The sequence below is a fragment of the Streptomyces sp. BBFR25 genome (assembly GCF_044590125.1).
Classification (GTDB): domain Bacteria; phylum Actinomycetota; class Actinomycetes; order Streptomycetales; family Streptomycetaceae; genus Streptomyces; species Streptomyces canus_D.
Genome location: NZ_CP172447.1, coordinates 5281511 through 5303672 on the forward strand (window position 1 = coordinate 5281511; position 22162 = coordinate 5303672).

At 72.6% G+C, this 22162-nt stretch carries 20 protein-coding genes; 8 read left to right on the forward strand and 12 right to left on the reverse strand.

What is annotated here, in order from left to right; translation table 11 throughout:
• From xdhC to ACGH52_RS24285, 3 genes are all read left to right on the forward strand, one after another.
• Positions 1 to 810 (forward strand): xanthine dehydrogenase accessory protein XdhC, encoded by an 810-nt coding sequence (xdhC, locus tag ACGH52_RS24275; RefSeq protein ID WP_079033087.1) that lies wholly within the window; start codon positions 1 to 3, stop codon positions 808 to 810.
• Positions 811 to 1003: 193 nt separating this feature from the next.
• On the forward strand, positions 1004 to 1510 hold the full coding sequence (locus ACGH52_RS24280; RefSeq protein ID WP_399942277.1) for a nucleoside deaminase: 507 nt from the start codon (positions 1004 to 1006) through the stop codon (positions 1508 to 1510).
• A 95-nt stretch (positions 1511 to 1605) separates the two neighbouring features.
• The gene (locus ACGH52_RS24285) at positions 1606 to 3648 is read left to right on the forward strand and encodes a thioredoxin domain-containing protein (RefSeq protein WP_399942280.1); all 2043 of its coding nucleotides are present in this window, start codon (positions 1606 to 1608) and stop codon (positions 3646 to 3648) included.
• 34 nt (positions 3649 to 3682) lie between these two features.
• Here ACGH52_RS24285 and ACGH52_RS24290 read toward each other — a convergent pair whose 3' ends face one another.
• Genes ACGH52_RS24290 through ACGH52_RS24305 form a run of 4 tightly spaced genes read right to left on the reverse strand, consistent with a single transcriptional unit; the run spans position 3683 to position 6261 of the window.
• Entirely contained in the window at positions 3683 to 4033 is a 351-nt protein-coding gene (locus tag ACGH52_RS24290) for a hypothetical protein (RefSeq protein ID WP_399942283.1), read from the reverse strand.
• A 49-nt stretch (positions 4034 to 4082) separates the two neighbouring features.
• Positions 4083 to 4814 carry a Mut7-C RNAse domain-containing protein gene (locus ACGH52_RS24295; protein WP_059300940.1) on the reverse strand — a complete coding sequence of 244 codons (732 nt, stop codon included), beginning with the start codon at positions 4812 to 4814 and terminating at the stop codon, positions 4083 to 4085.
• 4 nt (positions 4815 to 4818) lie between these two features.
• Positions 4819 to 5517 carry a TetR/AcrR family transcriptional regulator gene (locus tag ACGH52_RS24300; RefSeq protein WP_059300939.1) on the reverse strand — a complete coding sequence of 233 codons (699 nt, stop codon included), beginning with the start codon at positions 5515 to 5517 and terminating at the stop codon, positions 4819 to 4821.
• Between the two features lie 39 nt (positions 5518 to 5556).
• Complete coding sequence (locus tag ACGH52_RS24305; protein ID WP_121704364.1) at positions 5557 to 6261, reverse strand: hemolysin III family protein; 705 nt, start codon at positions 6259 to 6261, stop codon at positions 5557 to 5559.
• Positions 6262 to 6547: 286 nt separating this feature from the next.
• Here ACGH52_RS24305 and ACGH52_RS24310 point away from each other — a divergent pair, with 286 nt between their 5' ends.
• Positions 6548 to 8377, forward strand: coding sequence for a phosphoenolpyruvate carboxykinase (GTP) (locus ACGH52_RS24310; protein WP_399942287.1), 1830 nt, complete (start codon positions 6548 to 6550; stop codon positions 8375 to 8377).
• Positions 8378 to 8609: 232 nt separating this feature from the next.
• Here the strand turns inward: ACGH52_RS24310 and ACGH52_RS24315 are convergent, their stop codons facing one another.
• The 8 genes from ACGH52_RS24315 to ACGH52_RS24350 form a co-directional block, all read right to left on the reverse strand.
• Positions 8610 to 9215 carry a hypothetical protein gene (locus ACGH52_RS24315; protein ID WP_399942290.1) on the reverse strand — a complete coding sequence of 202 codons (606 nt, stop codon included), beginning with the start codon at positions 9213 to 9215 and terminating at the stop codon, positions 8610 to 8612.
• Positions 9202 to 10779, reverse strand: coding sequence for a substrate-binding domain-containing protein (locus ACGH52_RS24320; protein WP_399942292.1), 1578 nt, complete (start codon positions 10777 to 10779; stop codon positions 9202 to 9204). Before ACGH52_RS24320 ends, ACGH52_RS24315 begins: the two co-directional genes overlap by 14 nt.
• Positions 10776 to 11969 carry a toxic anion resistance protein gene (locus ACGH52_RS24325; protein ID WP_210975885.1) on the reverse strand — a complete coding sequence of 398 codons (1194 nt, stop codon included), beginning with the start codon at positions 11967 to 11969 and terminating at the stop codon, positions 10776 to 10778. Before ACGH52_RS24325 ends, ACGH52_RS24320 begins: the two co-directional genes overlap by 4 nt.
• A 73-nt stretch (positions 11970 to 12042) precedes the next feature.
• Positions 12043 to 13122: a hypothetical protein gene (locus ACGH52_RS24330; RefSeq protein WP_399942296.1), complete on the reverse strand. Its 1080-nt coding sequence runs from the start codon at positions 13120 to 13122 to the stop codon at positions 12043 to 12045.
• 192 nt (positions 13123 to 13314) lie between these two features.
• Entirely contained in the window at positions 13315 to 13737 is a 423-nt protein-coding gene (locus ACGH52_RS24335; protein ID WP_059300933.1) for a hypothetical protein, read from the reverse strand.
• A gap of 92 nt (positions 13738 to 13829) precedes the next feature.
• Complete coding sequence (locus tag ACGH52_RS24340) at positions 13830 to 15041, reverse strand: pyridoxal phosphate-dependent aminotransferase (protein ID WP_399942299.1); 1212 nt, start codon at positions 15039 to 15041, stop codon at positions 13830 to 13832.
• Between the two features lie 98 nt (positions 15042 to 15139).
• Positions 15140 to 16762: an amidohydrolase family protein gene (locus ACGH52_RS24345; RefSeq protein ID WP_399942302.1), complete on the reverse strand. Its 1623-nt coding sequence runs from the start codon at positions 16760 to 16762 to the stop codon at positions 15140 to 15142.
• Between the two features lie 11 nt (positions 16763 to 16773).
• Positions 16774 to 18057 carry an amino acid deaminase gene (locus tag ACGH52_RS24350; RefSeq protein ID WP_399942305.1) on the reverse strand — a complete coding sequence of 428 codons (1284 nt, stop codon included), beginning with the start codon at positions 18055 to 18057 and terminating at the stop codon, positions 16774 to 16776.
• 169 nt (positions 18058 to 18226) lie between these two features.
• On the opposite strand from ACGH52_RS24350, the gene ACGH52_RS24355 reads away from it, so the two are divergent.
• The 4 genes from ACGH52_RS24355 (at position 18227) to ACGH52_RS24370 (ending at position 22067) form a co-directional block, all read left to right on the forward strand.
• Positions 18227 to 19285: a sugar kinase gene (locus tag ACGH52_RS24355; protein WP_121704372.1), complete on the forward strand. Its 1059-nt coding sequence runs from the start codon at positions 18227 to 18229 to the stop codon at positions 19283 to 19285.
• Positions 19282 to 20046, forward strand: coding sequence for an IclR family transcriptional regulator (locus ACGH52_RS24360; RefSeq protein WP_076976022.1), 765 nt, complete (start codon positions 19282 to 19284; stop codon positions 20044 to 20046). Before ACGH52_RS24355 ends, ACGH52_RS24360 begins: the two co-directional genes overlap by 4 nt.
• A complete protein-coding gene (locus tag ACGH52_RS24365) occupies positions 20043 to 20453 on the forward strand; it encodes a RidA family protein (protein ID WP_059300927.1) in 411 nt (136 codons plus the stop codon). Before ACGH52_RS24360 ends, ACGH52_RS24365 begins: the two co-directional genes overlap by 4 nt.
• 126 nt (positions 20454 to 20579) lie before the next feature.
• The gene (locus ACGH52_RS24370) at positions 20580 to 22067 is read left to right on the forward strand and encodes a GntP family permease (RefSeq protein WP_076976023.1); all 1488 of its coding nucleotides are present in this window, start codon (positions 20580 to 20582) and stop codon (positions 22065 to 22067) included.
• Positions 22068 to 22162 lie beyond the last annotated feature (95 nt).

A 22162-nucleotide genomic window follows, 5' to 3' on the forward strand; every position in this document is an offset into this window, starting at 1 on the left:
ATGACCTGGGTCGCCGCGGTCGCGCGGTTGCGGGCACGCCGGGAGCCCGGCGTGCTGGTGACCGTCGCGACCGTGCGCGGCCACGCCCCGCGCGACGCCGGAGCCAAACTCGTCGTGGGGCGGACCGGAACCTGGGGCTCGATCGGCGGCGGCAACGTCGAGGCCGTCGCCGTGGACCGGGCGCGGGAGATGATCGCCGCGGCCGAGCCGGCACCGGAGATGCTCGACTTCGCCCTGAACGACAAGGTGACCAACCGGCACGGCGTGCAGTGCTGCGGCGGCACCGTCGCGGTGCTGCTCGAACCCCTGCCGGTGGTCCGGGCGGTGGCGGTCTTCGGCGTCGGGCACGTCGGACTGGAACTGGCGCGCATCCTGGCCCGTCAGGACCTCGACCTCCACCTGATCGACAGCCGCGCCGACCTCCTGGCCGAGGAGCGCCTCGACGTGCTGGCGGACGCCGTGGCGCAGGTGCACACGCACCACACGCCGCTGCTGCCGGAGGAGGTGCTGGCCGAGCTGCCGCCCGGCACCCACGTCCTGATCATGACCCACGACCACGCCGAGGACGCCGCCCTGTGCGACGCCGCCCTGCGCACCGGGCACCTCGGTTCCATCGGGCTGATCGGATCGGCGGCCAAGTGGGCGCGGTTCCGTAAGCGCCTGGCCACCGAGGGCGGCCACGACGACGCCGTCATCGACCGGATCAAGACCCCGATCGGGCTGGCCGACATCACCGGCAAGGAGCCCGCGACCATCGCCGTGAGCGTCGCGGCCGACCTGCTGCGCACCTTCGAGGCCGAGGGGGACTGACCCCCTCTCGGGCGGTCGCCCGCCCTTGTGGGAATCTACGAAGCGTCGGTCGCGGCCGGTCCGTAGTTCATGTTTTCGGCCCCTGGCCGGGTCTCGCCGACGGGCGGTGTACTGCTCCTACGCCTCCTCCCCCGTGAAGCGCACCGGCCCGCACGCCGTACTCCCGCACCTGCCCGCCCCAGAAGGAGCACGCATGACGACCACCGACACCATCGAGACCGGCATCCGCGAGTCCGAGCGCGCCTGGATGGAGAAGGCCATCGAGCTGGCGACCACCAGCGTCCGCAACGGCGGCGGCCCCTTCGGTGCCCTGATCGCCAAGGGCGGTGAGATCGTCGCCCTCGGCAACAACCAGGTCACCGCCGGTCTCGACCCCACCGCGCACGCCGAGGTCAGCGCCATCCGCGCCGCCTGCAAGGCGCTCGACACCTTCAGCCTGGAGGGGTGCACGCTCGTCACGTCCTGCGAGCCCTGCCCGATGTGCCTCTCCTCGGCGCTGTGGGCCCGCGTCGACCGCCTCGTCTACTCCGCCGACCGCCACGACGCCGCCGTGGCCGGCTTCGACGACCGCAAGTTCTACGACCTGTTCGAGAAGCGGCCGCAGGCGAACTGGCCCATGACCGTGGCGTACCTCGACCTGCCCCACCGCACCCAGCCGTTCGACGCCTGGCTCGCCAAGTCCGACCGCGTCGACTACTGAACGGCAGCCCCCACGAGGCTCCGGCCGCCCCGCCCGAACGCCCCTCACCCGTGGCGTCCGAGCGGGGCGGCGGCGCGTGCGTCAGGATGGGGGGCATGCCCAACCGACTTGCGCAGGCGACGTCCCCCTACCTCCTCCAGCACGCGGAGAACCCGGTCGACTGGTGGCCGTGGGAGGCCGAGGCGTTCGAAGAAGCCCGGCGGCGCGGCGTCCCCGTCCTGTTGAGCGTCGGCTACAGCGCGTGCCACTGGTGCCACGTCATGGCGCACGAGTCGTTCGAGGACGGGCCCACCGCCGAGTACCTCAACTCGCACTTCGTGAGCGTCAAGGTCGACCGCGAGGAGCGCCCCGACATCGACGCCGTCTACATGGAGGCCGTGCAGGCGGCGACCGGGCAGGGCGGCTGGCCCATGACCGTGTTCCTCACGCCGGACGCGGAGCCGTTCTACTTCGGCACCTACTTCCCGCCCGAGCCCCGGCACGGCATGCCCTCCTTCCGCCAGGTGCTCCAGGGCGTCCAGCAGGCGTGGGCCGAACGGCGCGACGAGGTCGACGAGGTCGCCGGGAAGATCGTCCGGGACCTCGCCGGGCGGGAGATCTCCTACGGCGACGCGCAGGCACCCGGTGAGGAGCAGCTCGGGCAGGCGCTGCTCGGACTCACCCGGGAGTACGACGCGCAGCGCGGCGGGTTCGGCGGGGCGCCGAAGTTCCCGCCGTCCATGGTGATCGAGTTCCTGCTGCGCCACCACGCCCGCACCGGCGCCGAGGGCGCGCTCCAGATGGCGCGGGACACCTGTGAGCGGATGGCCCGCGGCGGGATCTACGACCAGCTGGGCGGCGGCTTCGCCCGCTACTCCGTGGACCGCGAGTGGGTCGTGCCGCACTTCGAGAAGATGCTGTACGACAACGCCCTGCTGTGCCGCGTGTACGCCCACCTGTGGCGGTCCACCGGCTCGGACCTGGCCCGCCGGGTCGCGCTGGAGACCGCCGACTTCATGGTGCGGGAACTGCGCACCGCCGAGGGCGGGTTCGCCTCCGCGCTGGACGCGGACAGCGACGACAGCACCGGGAAGCACGTCGAGGGCGCCTACTACGTGTGGACGCCCGCCCAGCTCGCCGAGATCCTCGGTGCCGAGGACGCGGAACTGGCCGCGCAGTACTTCGGCGTGACCCAGGAGGGCACCTTCGAGCACGGCGCCTCCGTGCTCCAACTTCCGCAGCAGGAGGGCGTCTTCGACGCCGCGCGGATCGCGTCGATCCGGGAGCGGCTGCTCGCCGCCCGGGACGGGCGTCCCGCACCGGGCCGGGACGACAAGGTGGTCGCCGCCTGGAACGGCCTGGCGATCGCCGCACTCGCCGAGACCGGCGCCTACTTCGAGCGCCCCGACCTGGTCGAGGCCGCCGTCGCCGCCGCCGACCTCCTGGTGCGCCTGCACCTCGACGAGCAGGTCCGGCTCACCCGCACCAGCAAGGACGGCCGGGCCGGTGCCAACGCCGGGGTGCTGGAGGACTACGCCGACGTCGCCGAGGGCTTCCTCGCGCTGGCGTCGGTCACCGGGGAGGGCGTCTGGCTGGACTTCGCCGGGTTCCTGCTCGACCACGTCCTCACCCGCTTCACGGACGAGTCCGGCTCGCTGTACGACACCGCGGCCGACGCCGAGCAGCTGATCCGCCGCCCGCAGGACCCCACCGACAACGCCACCCCGTCCGGCTGGAGCGCCGCCGCGGGCGCCCTGCTGTCGTACGCCGCCCACACCGGCTCCGCACCCCACCGCACCGCCGCCGAGCGCGCCCTCGGCGTGGTGAAGGCGCTCGGCCCGCGCGTCCCGCGCTTCATCGGCTGGGGTCTGGCGGCCGCCGAGGCGCTGCTCGACGGCCCGCGCGAGGTCGCCGTCGTCGCGGCGGGCCCGGCCGACGCCGCGGCGCGCGGGCTGCACCGCACGGCGCTGCTCGGTACGGCGCCGGGAGCGGTCGTCGCCTTCGGCACCGAGGGCAGCGACGAGTTCCCGCTGCTCGCCGACCGGCCACTGGTGGGCGGCGCCCCGGCCGCGTACGTCTGCCGCAACTTCACCTGCGACGCCCCGACCACCGACCCGGAGCGGCTGCGCGCCGCACTGGGCGCCGCCCCGACCGGCTGAGACGGCGCGGACCGGTCCGGCCCGCAGGGGGGCGTCAGGCGCCGGCGAGGACCAGCACGCCCAGCGTGAGCTGCGTGCCCCACTGCAGGACCACGGCCCCGCACCTGGCGGGCACCCACCGGGTGCGGGGCCGGGCCAGCGCCACGGCACCCAGGGCGGCCGAGGCCCAGAAGCACGCCCACAGGGCCCCGCCGGGAACGCCCGAGCACTGCTCGCCGTACGTCAGGCAGCGGCCGCCGCGCTCGGAGGCGAGCACGACGATCCACGCGAGGACGACGGTCGGCAGGAGCAGGACGAGTCCGGCCACGGCGCCGGTGGTCAGGGCGCGGGCGGTGAGCTGCGCGTGGGTGGGCTGCGCGGAGGGGGATCGGGGCGCGGTGGTCATGCCGACCATCACACCGTGCGGCCCGGCCGCCGGTGATCGGCCGAACTGCTCAACCGCCCTGAGTACTCCTGCTCACGGCGCGTTCCACGATCGCCTCCAGCTGCTCGTGGTGTGCGCCCCGCCAGTACGCGCGGCCGCACGCGGTGCACTGGGCGAAGACGTCGTAGGAGCGCTGGGTGCCGCCCTTGAGCTGCTCCGCCACCTCTTCCTTGGTGGCCGTCCGCAGCCGCCCGTTGCAGGCGGTGCACCGCGTCCAGGGGTGCAGAGCGGGCCGGAAGCGGTCCAGGACCTCCTGGAGCTGCTCGTCGGGGCGGGTGCTGTAGACGTAGGCGCCGGCCCACAGCTCGCGGCGGCGCAGCAGTCCGCGGTCGCGGCTGAGCAGGACCCGCTTCTCGGCCGCGGACAGCGCGGCGAGCGCCGGGTCGCCGAGGTCGGTCGACTCGTACGCCGTGTCCACGCCGAGCAGCCGCAGCCTGCGGGCGAGGGTGCCGAGGTGCACGTCGAGCAGGAACCGCAGGGGAGCGCCGGGGACCCGCTGGGGGTGCTGGACGGGCCCTACGCGCACCGACTCGCCGCCCGCCGGGATGTGTCCGGGCGCCACCTCGCGGCCGTCGACGAGCAGGGTGCCGACCTCGGTCAGCGGCACGCCGAGGGACTCGACGAGGTGGCCGAGGGTGGAGACGCCGTCGGTGGCCGCGCGGGCGGCGCCGGTGGGACGGGCGCGCGGGACGAACAGGTGCAGTTCGGGGGCGAACTCGACGCGGATCTCGGGACCGTTCACCCGGTCAGAATGCCACGGGGTCCGGGTCCGGGCCGCCGTCTTTTCGGCGCCCTTCCCGGCGGTCTTCGCGGAGGGCGGGCAGCCCGTTCTCCAGGGCGTCGAGGGCGCGGTCGACCAGCTCGGCCAGGTTCTCCTCGTGGTCGTGTTCGGCCCAGTACCGCGAGACCTCCATCAGGCCGCCGACCAGGGACATCGACACGATCCTGACCTCGAGGCCGTCCGGGTCGAGGCCGGTGCGCCCGGCGATGGCGCGGGCGAGCACCCGGCCGGTGGCCGACATGTTCTCCAGCATGCGCGAGCGCACCGCGGGCACCTCGGCCAGCAGCCGCGTCCGCAGCCGGGTCAGCTCGGCCTCCTCACCGGCGCCGAGGTCGAGCGCCTTGCGCAGGACGTGCCGCAGGGAGGCCGACCACGGCTCGTCCGCGGGCCGGGCGGCGAGTTCCGCGGCCATGACCGGGTCGTACTCGTCCGTGAGGACGATGTCCTCCTTGGTCGGGAAGTAGCGCAGCACGGTCGACGGCGACACCTCGGCGCGCTCGGCGATCCGCTCGACCGTCGTGGCCTCGTAACCCTGCTGCCGGACCAGCGCGTAGGTCGCGGCGCGGATCGCCTCACGGGTCTTGGTCTTCTTCCGCTCCCGCAGACCCGGCCGCGGCACCGCGGCGGGGGAGTGGGCGGAACGTGCGGCGGTCATACAGCTCATTGTCGGCCACGCGGCGCGGGCGCGGCGACTTCGCGGCCGCTAGTACGCGACCAGCGAGATCCCCACGTAGTGCGCGATGAAGGCGGCCAGCGTGAAGGAGTGGAAGACCTCGTGGAAGCCGAACCAGCGGGGTGACGGGTTGGGGCGCTTGAGGCCGTAGATCACGCCGCCCGCGCTGTAGAGCAGACCGCCGACGATCACCAGCACGAGGACGGCGACGCCGCCGGCCCGCATGAACTCGGGCAGGTAGAAGACGGCCGCCCAGCCCATGGCGAGGTAGCAGGGGGTGTAGAGCCAGCGCGGGGCGCCGACCCAGAAGACGCGGAAGAGGATCCCGGCCGCGGCGGCCGCCCAGATGCCCCACAGCAGCCACTCGCCCTTGGCGCCGGGCAGCAGCAGCATGGTGAGCGGCGTGTAGGTGCCCGCGATGATCAGGAAGATGTTGGCGTGGTCGAGGCGGCGCAGTACGCCGTCCATGCGCGGGCTCCAGTTGCCCCGGTGGTAGAGCGCGCTGACGCCGAACAGCAGGCAGGCCGTGAGGACGTAGACACCGCAGGCTATGCGGGCCTCGGACGACTCGGCGAGGGCGGTGAGCACCAGACCGGCGACCAGGACGGCGGGGAACATGCCGAGGTGCAGCCAACCGCGCAACTTCGGCTTGACCGGATGCGGGAGGGAGAGCGCCACGGGCCCGTGGCCGTCGGCCGGCAGGTCCCTGGGCGCGTCGGGGACGGACGCAGTCATGGCCGCATCGTACCTACGGTCCCGTAAGTTACGCATCAGTACGGGCGTATGCCGCGATGCAAGTGGCCATCGTCTCACGGGGAAGTGGGCGCCGCACCCGCGGTTCGGACACGTGGCGATCCTCACGCCGCTCAAGTGTGACGCCCTCTGGACAGATGGGCGCTCGCGTCGGATGATCAAATGAGTGCGGTCGACACCGGATGAGCGCCCACGAGGTCAACGTCACGCATCCGGGTCGCAGCCCCCACGGGGCCTCCAACAAAAAACCCCTCATTTAGGAGCAATCGTGGCGCGCGACATCGCGGCTCCCTCCGTCCCCACCCACCACCAGGAACTGATCTCGTGGGTGAACGAGATCGCCGAACTGACCCAGCCGGACGCAGTGGTCTGGTGTGACGGATCCGAGGCCGAGTACGAGCGACTGTGCGGGGAGCTCGTCGAGAAGGGCACCTTCCGCAAACTGGACCCGATCAAGCGCCCCAACTCGTACTACGCGGCCTCCGACCCCTCCGACGTCGCCCGCGTCGAGGACCGGACCTTCATCTGCTCCGCCAAGGAGGAGGACGCCGGCCCGACCAACCACTGGAAGGACCCCGCCGAGATGCGGGAGATCTTCCGGGGCACGGGCGGCGAGGGCGGCCTGTTCCGCGGCTCCATGCGCGGCCGGACCATGTACGTCGTGCCCTTCTGCATGGGCCCCCTCGGCTCCCCGCTCTCCGCGCTCGGCGTCGAGATCACCGACTCCGCGTACGTGGCCGTCTCCATGCGCACCATGACCCGCATGGGACAGCCGGTCCTGGACGAACTGGGCGACGACGGCTTCTTCGTGAAGGCCGTGCACACCCTCGGCGCCCCCCTCGCCGAGGGCGAGGCGGACGTCCCGTGGCCGTGCAACAGCACCAAGTACATCTCGCACTTCCCCGAGGACCGCGAGATCTGGTCCTACGGCTCCGGCTACGGCGGCAACGCCCTGCTCGGCAAGAAGTGCTACGCCCTGCGCATCGCCTCCGTCATGGCCCGCGACGAGGGCTGGCTCGCCGAGCACATGCTGGTGCTGAAGCTGACCCCGCCCACCGGTGCGCCCAAGTACGTCGCCGCCGCCTTCCCGTCGGCCTGCGGCAAGACCAACCTCGCCATGCTGGAGCCCACGATCTCCGGCTGGACCGTGGAGACCATCGGCGACGACATCGCCTGGATGCGCTTCGGCGAGGACGGCCGCCTGTACGCCATCAACCCCGAGGCCGGCTTCTTCGGCGTCGCGCCCGGCACCGGCGAGCACACCAACGCCAACGCCATGAAGACCCTGTGGGGCAACTCCGTCTTCACCAACGTCGCCCTCACCGACGACAACGACGTGTGGTGGGAGGGCATGACCGAGGAGACGCCCGCCCACCTGACGGACTGGAAGGGCAACGACTGGACGCCCGAGTCCGGCACGCCCGCCGCGCACCCCAACGCCCGCTTCACCACCCCCGCCGCGCAGTGCCCGATCATCGCGCCGGAGTGGGAGGACCCCAGGGGCGTGCCGATCTCGGCGATCCTCTTCGGCGGGCGCCGCGCCACCGCCGTACCGCTGGTCACCGAGTCCTTCGACTGGAACCACGGTGTCTTCCTCGGCGCCAACGTGGCCTCCGAGAAGACCGCCGCCGCCGAGGGCAAGGTCGGCGAGCTGCGCCGCGACCCCTTCGCCATGCTGCCGTTCTGCGGCTACAACATGGGCGACTACATGGGGCACTGGGTCGACGTGGCCAAGGACAAGGACCAGTCCAAGCTGCCGAAGATCTACTACGTCAACTGGTTCCGCAAGGACGACGAGGGCAGGTTCGTCTGGCCGGGCTTCGGTGAGAACGGCCGCGTCCTGAAGTGGATCGTGGAGCGCCTGGAGGGCAGGGCCGACGGCGTGGAGACCCCGATCGGCGTGCTGCCGACCAAGGAGTCCCTCGACACCGACGGCCTCGACCTCGCCGACTCCGACCTGGAGTTCCTGCTCAGCGTCGACAAGGAGGTCTGGCGCGAGGAGGCGGCGCTCGTCCCCGAGCACCTGAACACCTTCGGCGACCACACGCCCGCCGAGCTGTGGGACCAGTACCGGGCGCTGGTGGAGCGCCTGGGCTGAGCACCGTCCCCACCCAGCTCCGTGGCCGGTCCGACTAGCCCTGACCCGCGAAGTCGTCACGAAGGCCGGTCACGAGGGGGTCTCCCCGCGCTCCAGTAGCTCGCATCCCGGAGCGCGGAGAAGCCCCGCTCGGGCCGGGTCCCCGCACAACGGCGTGCGACGGACCCGGCCCTTCGGCACGTCCTGGCCCGCTCCGGACGTCCCACCCCCGGCCTCGCGGCCGGTACGGCGCTCAGCGCTCCGAGCGGTCCTCCAGGTACCGCGTGTGCGACTCCTGACGCCGGGCCTCGGCGTCCCGCAGCCGGTCCGTCAGCCGCTCCGCCTCCTCCCGCAGCAGCGCCACCTGCCGCTCCAGATGCCGCTCCGGCGGTTCCTGCCCCGGCGTCAGCCGCGTCCACCAGCGGGTGCGCACATACGCGTCGACCGCCTCCGGCACGTCCTGCCGCACCGCCCGCGACACCGCGTGCAGCCCGTCCGGGTCGGCCGCCAGCACCTCGGCGACCCAGCCGGGTTCCAGCAGCGCGGCCAGCAGCCCGGTCAGCTCGGCCAGCCGCTCCTCGGCGGCCGGCGGCAGTTCCACGTCCGCCAGGTAGTCGCGCAGCCGCCCGAAGTCGCCGCGCACCTCCTCCAGCTGGGCCGACGGGTCCGGGAAGTCGGGCGGTGCGGGCCGCTCCGGCGGGGCGAGCAGCGCCCCGGCGCCGTACAGTCCCGCGACGACCACCGGCCAGTACGGTCCCGCCGCGCCCGTGAAGGTCAGCACCACGCCCGCCAGCCCGCAGGCGCTGCCGGTCAGGTTCTTGCGGGACTCCAGGTAGCCGACGAGCCTATTGGTAGCCACGGATCTCCTCGAAGGCGCCGTCCAGCGACCCCTTTCGCGCGTCGAAGAGCCGGCCGCCGGTGAGTTCGGCGATGTGCGTCAGCTCCGCGCGGTCGGAGTCGCCGAACAGGATGGGGAAGACCGGGATCTCCCGCCGCTCCTCGCCCAGCGAGCCGTAGAAGCGGTCGAAGCCGGCCGCGTCGGTGCCGGTGGTGTTCTCGCCGTCCGTCATCAGCACGATCGACGTGAACGCGTCCCGTCCGCCGCCGAGATGGTCGTACGCCTTCTCCAGCGAGGTGTAGACCGCGGTGTCGCCCTCGGCGGTCAGGCGCGCGGTGTCCCGGCGGATGCCCTCCAGACCCGAGCCGGGGTCGGCGGGGTCCACCACGTGGGTCGCCACCTGCTTCACGTCCGATCCGAACGGCATCAGCGTCACCTCCTCGCGCTCGCGGAAGTCGCCGGTGAGGGCGGTGAGCGCGGTCTTCAGCCGGGTCAGCCGCTCGCCCGCCATGGAGCCGGAGGTGTCGAGCACGTACACCGTCCGGGACGGGCGGCGCAGCTCGTTCTCGTACGCGTCGAGCAGGCCGTCGGCGACGGAGCGCGAGCCCGGGGAGGGCAGCTCGCGCCGCCGGCTCGTGTCCAGCCCCGCCGCGGGCGGCACGGAGGTGAGCACCGGGCGGCGGTGCGTGGTGCGGGTGATCTCCCGCTGGACCTCCGGTGTGCGCAGCGCCTCGGCGAGGCGGCGGACGTCGCCCCGGGTCGCGTCGTCGGTCGAGGCGAGGGTGGAGAGCGGGTAGTCGGCGGTGAGGACGCCGTCGGTGGGACGGATCACGGTGAGGCCCGGGATGCCCATGAGGACGGACTCGTAGTTCAGCAGCGCGTCCACGTTCCCGCGCCGCTCGTACGCCGCCGCCAGCCAGCCCGAGGAGCCCGAGGTCAGCTGCTGCCCGGTGAAGAACTCCCGCAGCCTGGGCGTCGCCTTCGCCACGTCCGCGTCGGTGAGCGCGGACTGGGCGCCGGAGAGCGCGGAGGCGACCGAGACGAGGGTGGCGAAGCCGGAGTTGGAGCGAGCCGGGTCGGTCATGCCGTAGGTGAGCTTCCCGTCCGCGACGGCCTGCTCGACCTGGGACCAGGTGACCGACCCGGGCTTCCAGCCCAGCCGCCGGACGGTGGCGTCCTTGACGCCGACGGCGACGGGGCTGGCCATCACCGGTGTCTCGGAGACGATCCGCCCGGCCGCCTCGGGACGCAGCCGCAGCGAGTCGTTGGAGGACAGCCACACGGCGTCGTACCGCCCGTCCGCGGTGCCCTTCGCCAGCATGTCCACGGCGTCGAGGGTGCCGATCGGGGTGAGCCGGACGGTGAGGCCGGTGTCCTCGCGGACCCGGTCGAGCACCGGCTTCATGTCGCTCAGTTCGCTGGAGGCGAGCACGCGCAGGGTGCCCGGCTCGGCGGTGCCCGGCACCCCGGGGGTCGGCGCCCCGTCCGTCCCGTCCCCGTCCCCGTGCGTGGTGCAGGCGGTGAGGAGGGCGAGCGCGGTGAGGCAGCCGGCGAGGGCGCCCCTCGTGCGACGGCCGCGTCTCATACGGGGCCCCCGTCCCGGGAGGTGTCCAGGGCGCCCCGCGAACGGCTGCGCTCCAGGTACGCGTTCGCGTGCCGGAGTTCACCGGTCAGGGACTCCACGGTCGCCGCCATCGCCTCGGTGGCCTCGGCCTTGTAGGTGTCGATGGTGTCGAGGGTGCGGTAGATCTGCTGGAAGGCGGCGCGCAGGGTCTGAGCGCCCACCGCGGGGTCGGCGGCGATGCGCTGGATGTCGCCGGTCTGGGTGGCGAGCATCTCCGCGTTGCCCCGGATCAGGTCCTCCGTCGTCCCGCGCAACGCGTCCACCTGCTCGACGACCTTCTTCTGGTGGTCCAGCGCGGTGGCCAGCATCACGGAGATCCGCAGCGCCGACACGGTGGTCGTGGCGGCCCGGTCGACGCCCTTGACCAGCTCCTCGTTGTTGCGGCGTACGACGTCCATCGCGAGGTAGCCCTGGGCGCACACCGCGAGCTGGGTGAGCAGGTCCTGGTGTTTCTGCCGGACCGGGAAGAGGACGTCCGCGCGCAGGGCGTCGGCGGCCTGCGGGTCGCCCGGTTCGACACCCGCGACGTGCTCCTGCACGGCCGTGTCGAGCGCCTCGGTGAGCACGACGTACTCCTGGAGTTTGCCCATGGTCTCCCACAGGCGGACCCGTTCGGTCTGCAACGCCGCGTTGTCGCGCCGCAGTTCGTCCTGCCCGCCGCGCAGCGCGCCGACGATCCGGTTCAGGGTGCCCTGGACGGAGGCGTACTTGGCGACGTGGTCGCGCAGCCGGTTGCCGCCGGGCAGCCGCGACAGGAGCTTGCGGCCCCTGGAGGCGGGCAGGTCGCGCGGGTCCAGGTCCTCCACCACGCGCCGCAGCTCCACCAGGGAGCCCGCCACCCGGGCCTGGGCGTCGCCGCCCTTGTCGGGCAGGCTGCGCACCGTGCGTTCCAGCATGCGGTTGGACTGCGCCGCGGCGGTGCGCATCTCGGCGGCGCCGAGGCCGGTGATCTCGCCGACCTTGCCGGCGAACTCGGGCGAGCGGGCGTCGAGCGCGGCGAGTCCGTCCACGTAGGCGGCGGCCTTGCGGGCCATGTCGGCGCGGGTCGCCTCGTCGAGGGGCACGAGGCCGCCGGCCCGCTCCCGCGGTACGGGGGCGACGGGCTCGGGCGGGGTGAGGGTGAGCGTGAAGTCGTGGTCGGTGCCGGTCACGTGGCCGAATCCCCCTGTGGTCCGCTGGTGTTCCGCTGCCGGTCCGGTCGTGTCCGCCGGTGGTCGTCCGCCGTCATCCGCGTGCCCCGACGGCCATCTTGCGCAGGACCTCGGACGTGGGCACCGGCGCCTGCCGGACGCCGGTCAGCCGCTGGTTGAGGTAGGCGGTGTGCGCCTCGGTGGCCCGGGTGAACTCGGCGGACGCGCCCTGCGGCCGGAACCCGTGCCGGACGGCCAGCTGCCGCAGCCCCGGATCGGCCGAGAGGAGTTCGCCGAGTTCCCGGCCGGTGTCGGTGAGCGGTACGACGGTGTGGTCGCTGGTGGCGGTGGTGTCCGGGTACAGGACGACCAGGTCCGAGACGGCGTCCCCGCCCTCCCCGAGCAGCGCCGCGACCTGTGACTCGTACGCCAGCACCAGCGGTTCGCCGACGCCGCTGGTGAAGTCCCGGAACGTGGCGTCCGAGCTGGACTTCTGGGCGCCCTGCACCTGGACCAGCTTGCGCAGCAGGGGCGCCGTGCGGTCCAGGTCGGCGTCGTTCGTCACCACACGGCCGCCGTTGGCGACGTAGGAGGCGGCGGCCAGGTAGAGCGCGCCGGAGTTCGAGGTCCGCGGGTCGGTGGTCGCCACGTACAGGGTCCCGGTCAGCTCGGTGTGCTTCTCGGCGCCCTTGAGCTGCTGCCAGGTGCGGCCCGCGCGGGCCGCGTCGAGGTAGGCGTCCATCCTGAGGGTGCCGCCCCGGCTGCGCTCCAGCGTCACGAGCCCGTTCGCCGCGAGGACCGCCGCGGTGGAGCGGTGGGTCACCACGACGAGCGGCGAGTAGAAGGGCCGGGGCAGCGGCTGGCGTACGCCGTACTTGTCGGCCAGTTCGTCGGCCGGGGCCTGACTGGACGGAAAGGCGAGGTCGTAGCCCTTGAGGTCCAGTTCCTCCATGGCCCAGGACCCGGAGGTCTCGGCCCGCACGGTGTAGCCCTTGGCGGCGAGGGTTTTCACCACTTCGGGGTCGGCGAAGAACTGCGCCTTCTCCGACCCGATGACCATGCGCACGGTCTTCGTTGCCGCGCTTGTCTCCTCGTTGTCCCGGCCCGCGACGACGGCGGCCACCACGCCACCGATCAGCAGGACCGCGAGGACGATGCCAGCGATTCGTCTCACACGGCGAGCCTGCTCCCGGAATCAGACGTTCCTGGCGGGTCCCGGTGAACGGGAGGTGACCGCGTCATACCGGTATGCAACGGGAACCGGCCGCTCCGGCGACGACCGCCCGAGGGCGGGGGTGTGTGGCGCCCGGTCCGCGCGTCGCTGCGGGTGCACGCGGACCGGGGCCGTACGGGGGCCCGGAAGGGCTCAGCCGGCCGCGAGTTCGCGCGGCTCCAGGGCCGCGGAGTGCGCGTCCATGCGCTCGGCGGCCAGGATGGCGGCCGCCGTGTCGGCGCGGGAGGCCGCGACCACCAGGGCACGGGCCGCCAGGGTGTGCGCCCGCCGGTGCAGGGCCGCCGGACGCGGCTGGGGGCGGGTGGCGGCCACCTGGAGGCGGGCCGGCGCCTGACCTCCCCGCAGCCGGGTCACCTGCTCGGTGAGCCGGTCGGCGGCGGCGTCCAGGCCGGTGTCGGGCGCCAGCGCGCGCAGCTCGTCCGTGACGGCGAGCAGGGCCGCGAGATGGCCCGCGAGCTGGATGTCCAGCTCCTCGTCCCGGGACCGGTGGGGGAAGTCCGTGGTACTGCCGGCCATCGTGCTGTGGACCGACTTGCTGCGGATCGGCTCGTACATGGGATGGCCTCCTGAATGGTTCAGGAAACCATCCTACATTGGATTCAATCTAAAGTTGACGGGGTTCGGGAGAAGCCCGGGACGTCCCCGGCTCAGGGCTGGCCGTACCCGTCCAGGAAGTTCCCGATCCGGCCCACCGCCTCGCGCAGGTCCGCGGCCGTCGGCAGGGTCACCACCCGGAAGTGATCGGGCTCGGGCCAGTTGAAGCCGGTGCCCTGGACGACCATGATCTTCTCCTGGCGCAGCAGGTCCAGGACCATCCGCCGGTCGTCCTTGATCTTGAAGGCCTTGGGGTCGAGCCGCGGGAAGAGATACAGCGCGCCCTTCGGCTTCACGCAGGTCACACCGGGAATGCTGGTCAGCGCCTCGTGGGCGGCGTCCCGCTGCTCGCGCAGCCGCCCGCCCGGCAGCACCAGCTCGTTGATGGTCTGCCGCCCGCTGAGCGCCGCGACCACGCCGTGCTGCCCCGGCATGTTGGCGCACAGCCGCATGTTCGCCAGGACCGTCAGACCCTCGATGTAGGACTCGGCGTGCGCGCGCGGCCCGGAGATCGACATCCAGCCGACCCGGTAGCCGGCCACCCGGTACGCCTTCGACATGCCGTTGAAGGTGAGGGTGAGCAGGTCCGGGGCGACCGCGGCGGTCGGGGTGTGCGTGGCCTCGTCGTACAGGATCTTGTCGTAGATCTCGTCGGAGCAGACCAGGAGGTTGTGGCGGCGGGCGATGTCGGTCAGCGCGCGCACCATCGCCTCGTCGTAGACCGCGCCCGTCGGGTTGTTCGGGTTGATGATCACGAGCGCCTTGGTGCGGTCGGTGATCTTCCGCTCGACGTCCGCGAGGTCGGGCATCCAGTCGGACTGCTCGTCGCAGCGGTAGTGCACCGCCGTGCCCCCGGACAGCGAGACGGCGGCCGTCCACAGCGGGTAGTCCGGGGCCGGGACGAGCACCTCGTCACCGTCGTCCAGCAGGCCCTGCATCGCCATCACGATCAGCTCGGAGACGCCGTTGCCGATGAAGACGTGCTCGACGTCCGTCTCGATGCCGAGGGTCTGGTTGTGCATGACGACCGCCCGGCGCGCCGCCAGCAGCCCCTTCGCGTCGCCGTAGCCGTGCGCCGCGGAGACGTTGCGGAGGATGTCCTCCAGGATCTCCGGCGGGCACTCGAAGCCGAAGGCGGCCGGGTTGCCGGTGTTCAGCTTCAGGATGCGGTGCCCGGCCGCCTCCAGCCGCATCGCCTCCTCGAGCACCGGGCCCCGGATCTCGTAACAGACGTTGGCGAGCTTGGTCGACTGGATCACCTGCATGTCCGTGAGCTTACGACCCGGTTACGTTCCATGGGTCGTGTTATCCGCCACTTGAGACGTGCGGTTTGGGTGGGTTTCGTCACGCGCGCAGGCTCGGGTCACCGCGCGGCCCCGTGCGGGGTGCGCCGCACCGAGCGCCCCGCCAGCACGTCCGTGCGCCGCCCGTCCTCCATCACGAACTGCCCGTCGACCAGCACGTACGGGATGCCCGTCGGCAGCACCCGCGGGTCCTCGAAGGTGCTGCCCGCCGCGACCGTCGCCGGGTCGAACAGCACCAGGTCGGCCCGGTACCCCTCGCGCACCAGTCCCCGGTCCGGCAGCCGCAGCCGGGCCGCGGCGCGGGAGGTGAGGTGCGCGACGCACTCCTGGAGCGAGAGCACGCCCAGCTCGCGCACGTAGTGCCCCAGGTAGTGCGGGAAGGTGCCGTAGGCGCGCGGGTGCGGCTTGGCGCCCTGGAGGATGCCGTCCGAGCCGCCGGTGTGGACCCGGTGCCGCATGATCGCGCGCACGTTCTCCTCGTGGCCGACGTGCTGGAGGATGGTCGGGGCCAGCCGGTCGGTCAGCAGGAGGCGGCGGGCGGTCGTCCACGGGGTCTCGCCGCGCAGCCGCGCCGACTCCATGACCGTACGGCCGACGTACTCGCCGAGTGCCGGGTCGCCCGTGCCGGAGATCTCGATCGTGTCCCACTCCATGGGCACGCCGTGGCAGCCGTCGGAGCCGATCTCCTCGATGTGGTGGCGGATGCGTTCGGCGGTGTCGTCGTCCGACAGCCGCTTCATGATCTGCTCCGGGCCGCCCTCGCTCGCCCAGCTCGGCAGCATGGCCACCAGGGTGGTGCAGCCGGGGGTGTAGGGGTACGTGTCGAGGGTGATGTCGGCCCCGCCGGCCAGCGCGTCGTCGAGCAGGGTCAGCAGCTCGGGCGCCTTGCCCTTGTTCACGCCGAAGTTCATGGTGGCGTGCGCCAGGTGCAGCGGGCAGTCCGCCTCCCGGGTCAGCTCCACCATCTCCTCGTACGCCTGGAGCGCCCCGGCCCCGTACGAGCGGTGGTGCGGGCAGTAGTAGCCGCCGTACGAGGCCACCACCCGGCACAGCTCGGTCAGCTCGGCGTCCTTGGCGTACATGCCGGGCGTGTACGTCAGCCCCGACGACATGCCGACCGCGCCCTGCTCCATGCCCTCGGCGACCAGGCGCCGCATGTGCTCCAGCTCCGCCTCGGTCGCCTCCCGGTCGTCCCAGCCGACGGCGAGGGCGCGCACCGTGCCCTGCGGGATCAGGTAGGCCGCGTTGACCGCGATGCCCCCGTCCAGCCGGTCCAGGTACTCGCCGACCGTCCGCCAGTCGAAGTCGACGTCGTCGCCCGCGCCGTTCCACCCGGCGATCGCGCGGCGCACCTCGCCGAGGGTGCGGTCGTCGACCGGCGCGTACGACAGCCCGTCCTGGCCGATGACCTCCAGGGTGACGCCCTGCGCGGCCTTGGCGCTGTGGTCGGGGTCCCGCAGCAGCGCCAGGTCGCTGTGGGCGTGCATGTCGATGAAGCCGGGGGAGAGGACCAGACCCTCGGCGTCCAGCTCGCGGCGTGCCTCGGGGCGCTGGCAGCCGGCGGCCGCCGCCTCCTTGACGATCGAGACGATCCGGCCGCCGTCGACCACGACGTCGGCGCGGTAGGAGTCGGCGCCGGAGCCGTCCACGACGTCGGCGTCCCTGATGACCAGCTCTTCCATGTCCCGCTCCCTCAGAAGAACGTACGGATGTAGTCGACGACCGTCCCGTCCGCCTCGGCGACCGGGATGAGCTGCCACTTGTCGAAGGAGGTGCACGGGTGGGACAGGCCAGTCCCGAGCCAGTCGCCGACCTCCAGGTCCGCCTCCCCGGTCGTGCGCACCCAGGCGTGCTGGTCGGACAGGCCGGTCACCTCGATGCCGGTGGCGGGGCGCTCCGCGCCGTCGCGGCGCACCACCTGGGCGAAGGGCAGGTGGAGGTCGTACGCCGCGTCCCGCTTGCCCGCGTTGGTGAACGCCTGCTCGGGGGAGGGGCGGGAGACGACCTGGCTCCACAGCCGGAAGGCGGGCTCCAGGGCGCCCTCCTCGGGGACCCGGTTGAAGGGGGTCAGCTCGCGGTAGTGCCCGTCGTCGTGGGAGACGTACGCGCCCGAGCGCAGCAGCTTCAGCACGGGCCGGGACAGCGCGGGAACCTCGGCGAACACGTCGGCCACCGCGTCGAACCAGGCGCTGCCGCCCGCGCTCAGCACGATCTCGTCCAGGCCGTCGAAGCGCCCCGCCTTGTCGAAGTCGACGGCGAGCGCGACCAGCCGCCGCAGCCAGGCGTGCACGCGCTCCGGGTCGGCGTCCGGCACCTCGCCCTCGTACCCGGCGACCCCGGCCAGCCGCAGCGTCCGCGCCCCGGCCACCGCGTCGGCGACCGCCGCGCACTCGGCCTCGGTGCGCACACCGGTCCGGGCACCCTCACCGGCGGCCAGCTCCACCACGACGTCCAGCGGGCGGGCGGCGCCCGCGGCCGTCAGGGCCGCGTCCATCAGCTCGACGCCGCGCACGGAGTCGACGTAGCAGACGAGGCGGAAGTCCGGGTCGGCGTCCAGCTCGGCGGAGATCCAGCCGAGGGCGGCGGCGTCGACCAGTTCGTTGGCCAGGAAGACCCGCCCGATGCCGAAGGCCCGCGCCACCCGGACCTGGTGCGGCACGGCGAGGGTGATGCCCCAGGCGCCGTGCTCGATCTGGCGGTGGAAGAGCTGCGGGGCCATGGAGGTCTTGCCGTGCGGCGCGAAGGCGAGGCCGTGCCGGGCGGCGTACGTCTCCATGAGCTTCAGGTTGTGCTCCAGGCGCTCGGCGGACAGCGCGAGCACGGGGGTGGTGAAACCGCCGGTGAAGAGGTTGCGGCGCTGTCCGGCCAGCTCGGCGACGGTCAGGCCGTACGCGTCCGGAGGGAGGCCCTTGAAACGGTGGTCGACGTGCTCCTCGGCCAGCTTGGCAAGGGCTTCGGTGCCGGTATCGAGGGCCATGGAGCCTCCCTGGTCTGATGCGTTGCAATATCTGCAACGACCATTGCGTATATCGCTTACTGCTGTCTAACATCTCGGCGAACGCGGGGTCAACGGAGCAGCCGCCCGCGAGACGCGAAGAACGAGCCGCAGACAGCGCAGACCCCGCAGACGAGGAGCCCCCACCATCGTGACCGCCACCGGACGAACCAGCACCGCCCCCGACGTCGTGGACGTCGTCGCGCTCGGCGAGTCCATGGTCACCTTCCTGCCCTCCCGGCCCGGCCGCCTCGCCGACGTCCCCTCCTTCGACCGGGCCATCGGCGGCGCCGAGTCCAACCTTGCCTGTGTGCTCGCCGCCGCCGGACACTCCGCGCGCTGGGTCGGCCGGGTCGGCGCCGACGGCTTCGGCGACCACCTCGTCGAGGCGATCGGCGCCTACGGCGTCGACGTCTCCGCCGTGCGCCGCGACCCCGCCCGCCCCACCGGCATCTACTTCCGCACCGCCGGGGACCGCGCCACCGACGCCCACGAGGTGGCGTACTACCGGGCGGGCTCGGCCGCCTCCGCGATGTCCGTCGACACCATGGACCTCGACGCCATCCGCTCCGGCCGCGTCCTGCACCTGTCGGGCATCACGCCCGCGCTCTCCGCCGACTGCCTCGGCCTGATGCGCGAGCTGACCGCCCGCCGCCCCGGCCGCCCCCTCGTCTCCTTCGACGTCAACCACCGCCCCGGGCTGTGGCGCGACGCCGGTCACGGACACGGCCCCGAGGTGCTCCTCGACCTGGCCCGCGGCGCCGACCTGGTCTTCGTCGGCGAGGACGAGGCCTGGGGCCTGGGCGGCCCCGAGGCCGTACGCGCCGCGCTGCCCGAACCGGAGCTGCTCGTCGTCAAGCAGGGCGCGAGCGGCGCCACCGCCTTCCACCGCACCGGCGGCACCGACGAGGTCACCTCCGTCCCCGCGCTCACCGTCGACGTCGTCGCCGCCGTCGGCGCGGGCGACGCCTTCGCCGCCGGGTTCCTCTCCGCCACCCTGCGCGGACTGCCCGTGCGCGAGCGCCTGCGCCACGGGCACCTCATGGCCGCCGCCGCCCTCACCGTCCCCGGCGACCTCGCCACGCCCCCCGCCCGCGACCACGCCGACCGCCTGGCCGCCCTCGACGACACCGCGTGGGGGAGACTGCGACTCGGCCCCGGCTGGACACAGGACGTCCGAGGGGCCGACGAGGAGGTACGTACGCCATGAGCCAGACCGTCGACCGCGCGCTCAGCATCCTGCCGCTGCTCGCCGAGGGCCCCGCCGACCTGGGCCGGGTCGCCGAACGCCTGGACGTGCACAAGTCCACGGCCCTGCGCCTGCTGCGCACCCTCCACGACCACGGCTTCGTCTACCGCCAGTCCGACCAGCGCTACCGCCTGGGCGCCCGGCTCATCTCCCTCGCCCAGGAGGCGATGGAGAACCTCGACGTCCGCGAGATCGCCCACCCCCACCTCGTACGCCTCAACGAGCAGGTCGGGCACACCGTCCACCTCGCCGTCCACGAGGAGGACGAGGTCCTCTACATCGACAAGGTCGAGAGCCGCTACCCGGTCCGCATGTACTCCCGGATCGGCAAGCCCGTCGCCATCACCGTCGCGGCCGTCGCCAAGCTGCTCCTCGCCGACCTCCCCGAGAACGAGCGCCGGGCCGTGGCCGAGCAGCTCGACTACCCCATGTACACGGCCCGTTCGACACCGAACGCCGACGGGTTCCTCAAGGAACTCGCCAAGGTGCGCGAACAGGGCTGGGCCACCGACCTCGGTGGCCACGAGGAGTCCATCAACTGCGTCGCCGCGCCCATCCGGGGCGCCGACGGCCGGGTGGTCGCCGCCATGTCGGTCTCCGCGCCGAACGTCGTCGTCACCGCCGAGGAACTCCTCACCCTGCTCCCGCTGGTCCGCCGTACGGCGGACGCCATCAGCGGCGAGTACTCCGGCAGGACCCCAGTCAAGGAAGTCACCGCATGACCGACAAGATCGCTCTCGTCCCCGCGACCCACACCGTCCCCCCGGCGAAGTTCTCCCACGGCGTGAAGAAGGGCAACATCCTCCAGGTCGCCGGCCAGGTCGGCTTCCTCCCCCACGAGGAGGGCAAGGCCCCCACCCCGGCCGGTCCGACCCTGCGCGAGCAGACCCTCCAGACCCTCGCCAACGTCAAGGCGATCCTGGAAGAGGGCGACGCCTCCTGGGACGACGTGATGATGATCCGCGTCTACCTCACGGACGTGGACCACTTCGCCGAGATGAACGAGATCTACAACGCCTACTTCGAGGAGCAGGGCCTCACCCAGCCGCCCGCCGCGCGCACGACCGTGTACGTCGGTCTGCCCGCCGGCCTCCTCATCGAGATCGACGCGCTCGCCGTCCTCGGCTGACCGTCCCTCCACCCCGCCTGCCTGACCGTCTGTCTGTGAACGGCACGGCGTCCCCCACCCCCGGGGGCGCCGTGCCGCGCTCCACCCTGCCCGAAAGCTCCATGTACTTATCCAGAGGACCCCCGCATGTCCTGTCCGTCCCTCCAGTTCGCCGCCGCCTCCGCGCCGGAGACCCCACCCCACACCGGTGGCCTGCTCACCCTGATCGACGGCACCGCCGGGCTGCTGACCGTCGCCGCCATCGGCATCGCGCTCCTGCTCTACCTGATCATCAAGGTCCGGCTCCAGCCCTTCGTCGCGCTGCTCGCCGTCTCCATAGCCGTCGGCCTGCTCGCCGGCCTGTCCGTCACCGAACTCTTCGGCACCGTCCAGAAGTCGGACGCCGTCTCGACCATCGAGTCCGGCATGGGCGGCATCCTCGGCCACGTCGCCATCATCATCGGCCTGGGCACCATGCTCGGCGCGATCCTCGAAGTCAGCGGCGGCGCACAGGTGCTGGCCTCACGGCTCCTCGGCCTCTTCGGGGAGAAGCGCGCCCCGCTCGCCATGGGGCTCACGGGCCTGATCTTCGGCATCCCGGTCTTCTTCGACGTGGGCATCTTCGTCCTCGCGCCCATCGTCTACGCCGCCGCCAAGCGCTCCGGCAAGTCGGTCCTGCTCTACTGCCTGCCCCTGCTGGCCGGCCTGTCGATGACCCACGCCTTCCTGCCGCCGCACCCCGGCCCGGTGGCCGCCGCCGGACTGCTGAAGGTGGACCTCGGCTGGGTGATCCTCATGGGCATCGTCTGCGGCATCCCCGCCGTGCTCGCCGCCTGGGTGTTCTCCGCCTGGATCGGCCGCCGCATCTTCGTCCCCGTCCCGCAGGACATGGTCGAGGCGGCCGAGGAGGCCAAGCAGGCCGTCATCGACGAGCAGCGGGCGTCCGGCGTCGAGCCGCGCGAGACCCCGGTCGCGCTCGGCACGGTCCTCGGCATCATCGGCACCCCGCTGGTCCTGATCCTTGCCGCGACCTTCTCCTCCATCGCCCTGGACCCGTCCACCCTCCGCTCGGTGATCGAGTTCTTCGGCAACCCGTTCGTCGCGCTGACCATCGCCCTGCTCCTCGCCTACTACCTGCTCGGCATCCGGCGCGGCTGGTCCCGCAAGTCGCTGGAGACCGTCTCGACGGCCTCGCTGAAGCCGGTCGGCAACATCCTGCTGGTGGTCGGCGCGGGCGGTGTCTTCGGCGCCGTCCTCAAGGCCAGCGGCGTCGCCCAGGCCCTCTCCGACACCTTCAACGACGTCGGCCTGCCGGTGATCGTCCTGTCGTACCTGATCTCCGTGGTGCTGCGGGTCGCCCAGGGCTCGGCGACGGTGGCCATCGTGACGACGGCGGGCATCGTGGCGCCGCTGCTCGCCGAGGGCGACCACTCGCAGGCGTTCGTCGCCCTGGTCATCATGGCCATCTCGGCCGGCTCCATCTTCGCCTCGCACGTCAACGACGGCGGTTTCTGGATGGTCGCCAAGTACTTCGGCATCAGCGAGCGGGACACGCTCAAGACGTGGACCGTGCTGGAGAGCGTCCTGTCGGTCGCCGGGTTCGTGGTGGCCGCGGTGGTGAGCCTGTTCGTGTAGGCGGGTCCGCCCGTGCGACTCGTGCGGGCGTCTCGGGTAGGCGTCTGATAACGAAGTTGGGGCTGGCTGTGCCCGGCACAGGATCGTCGACCATA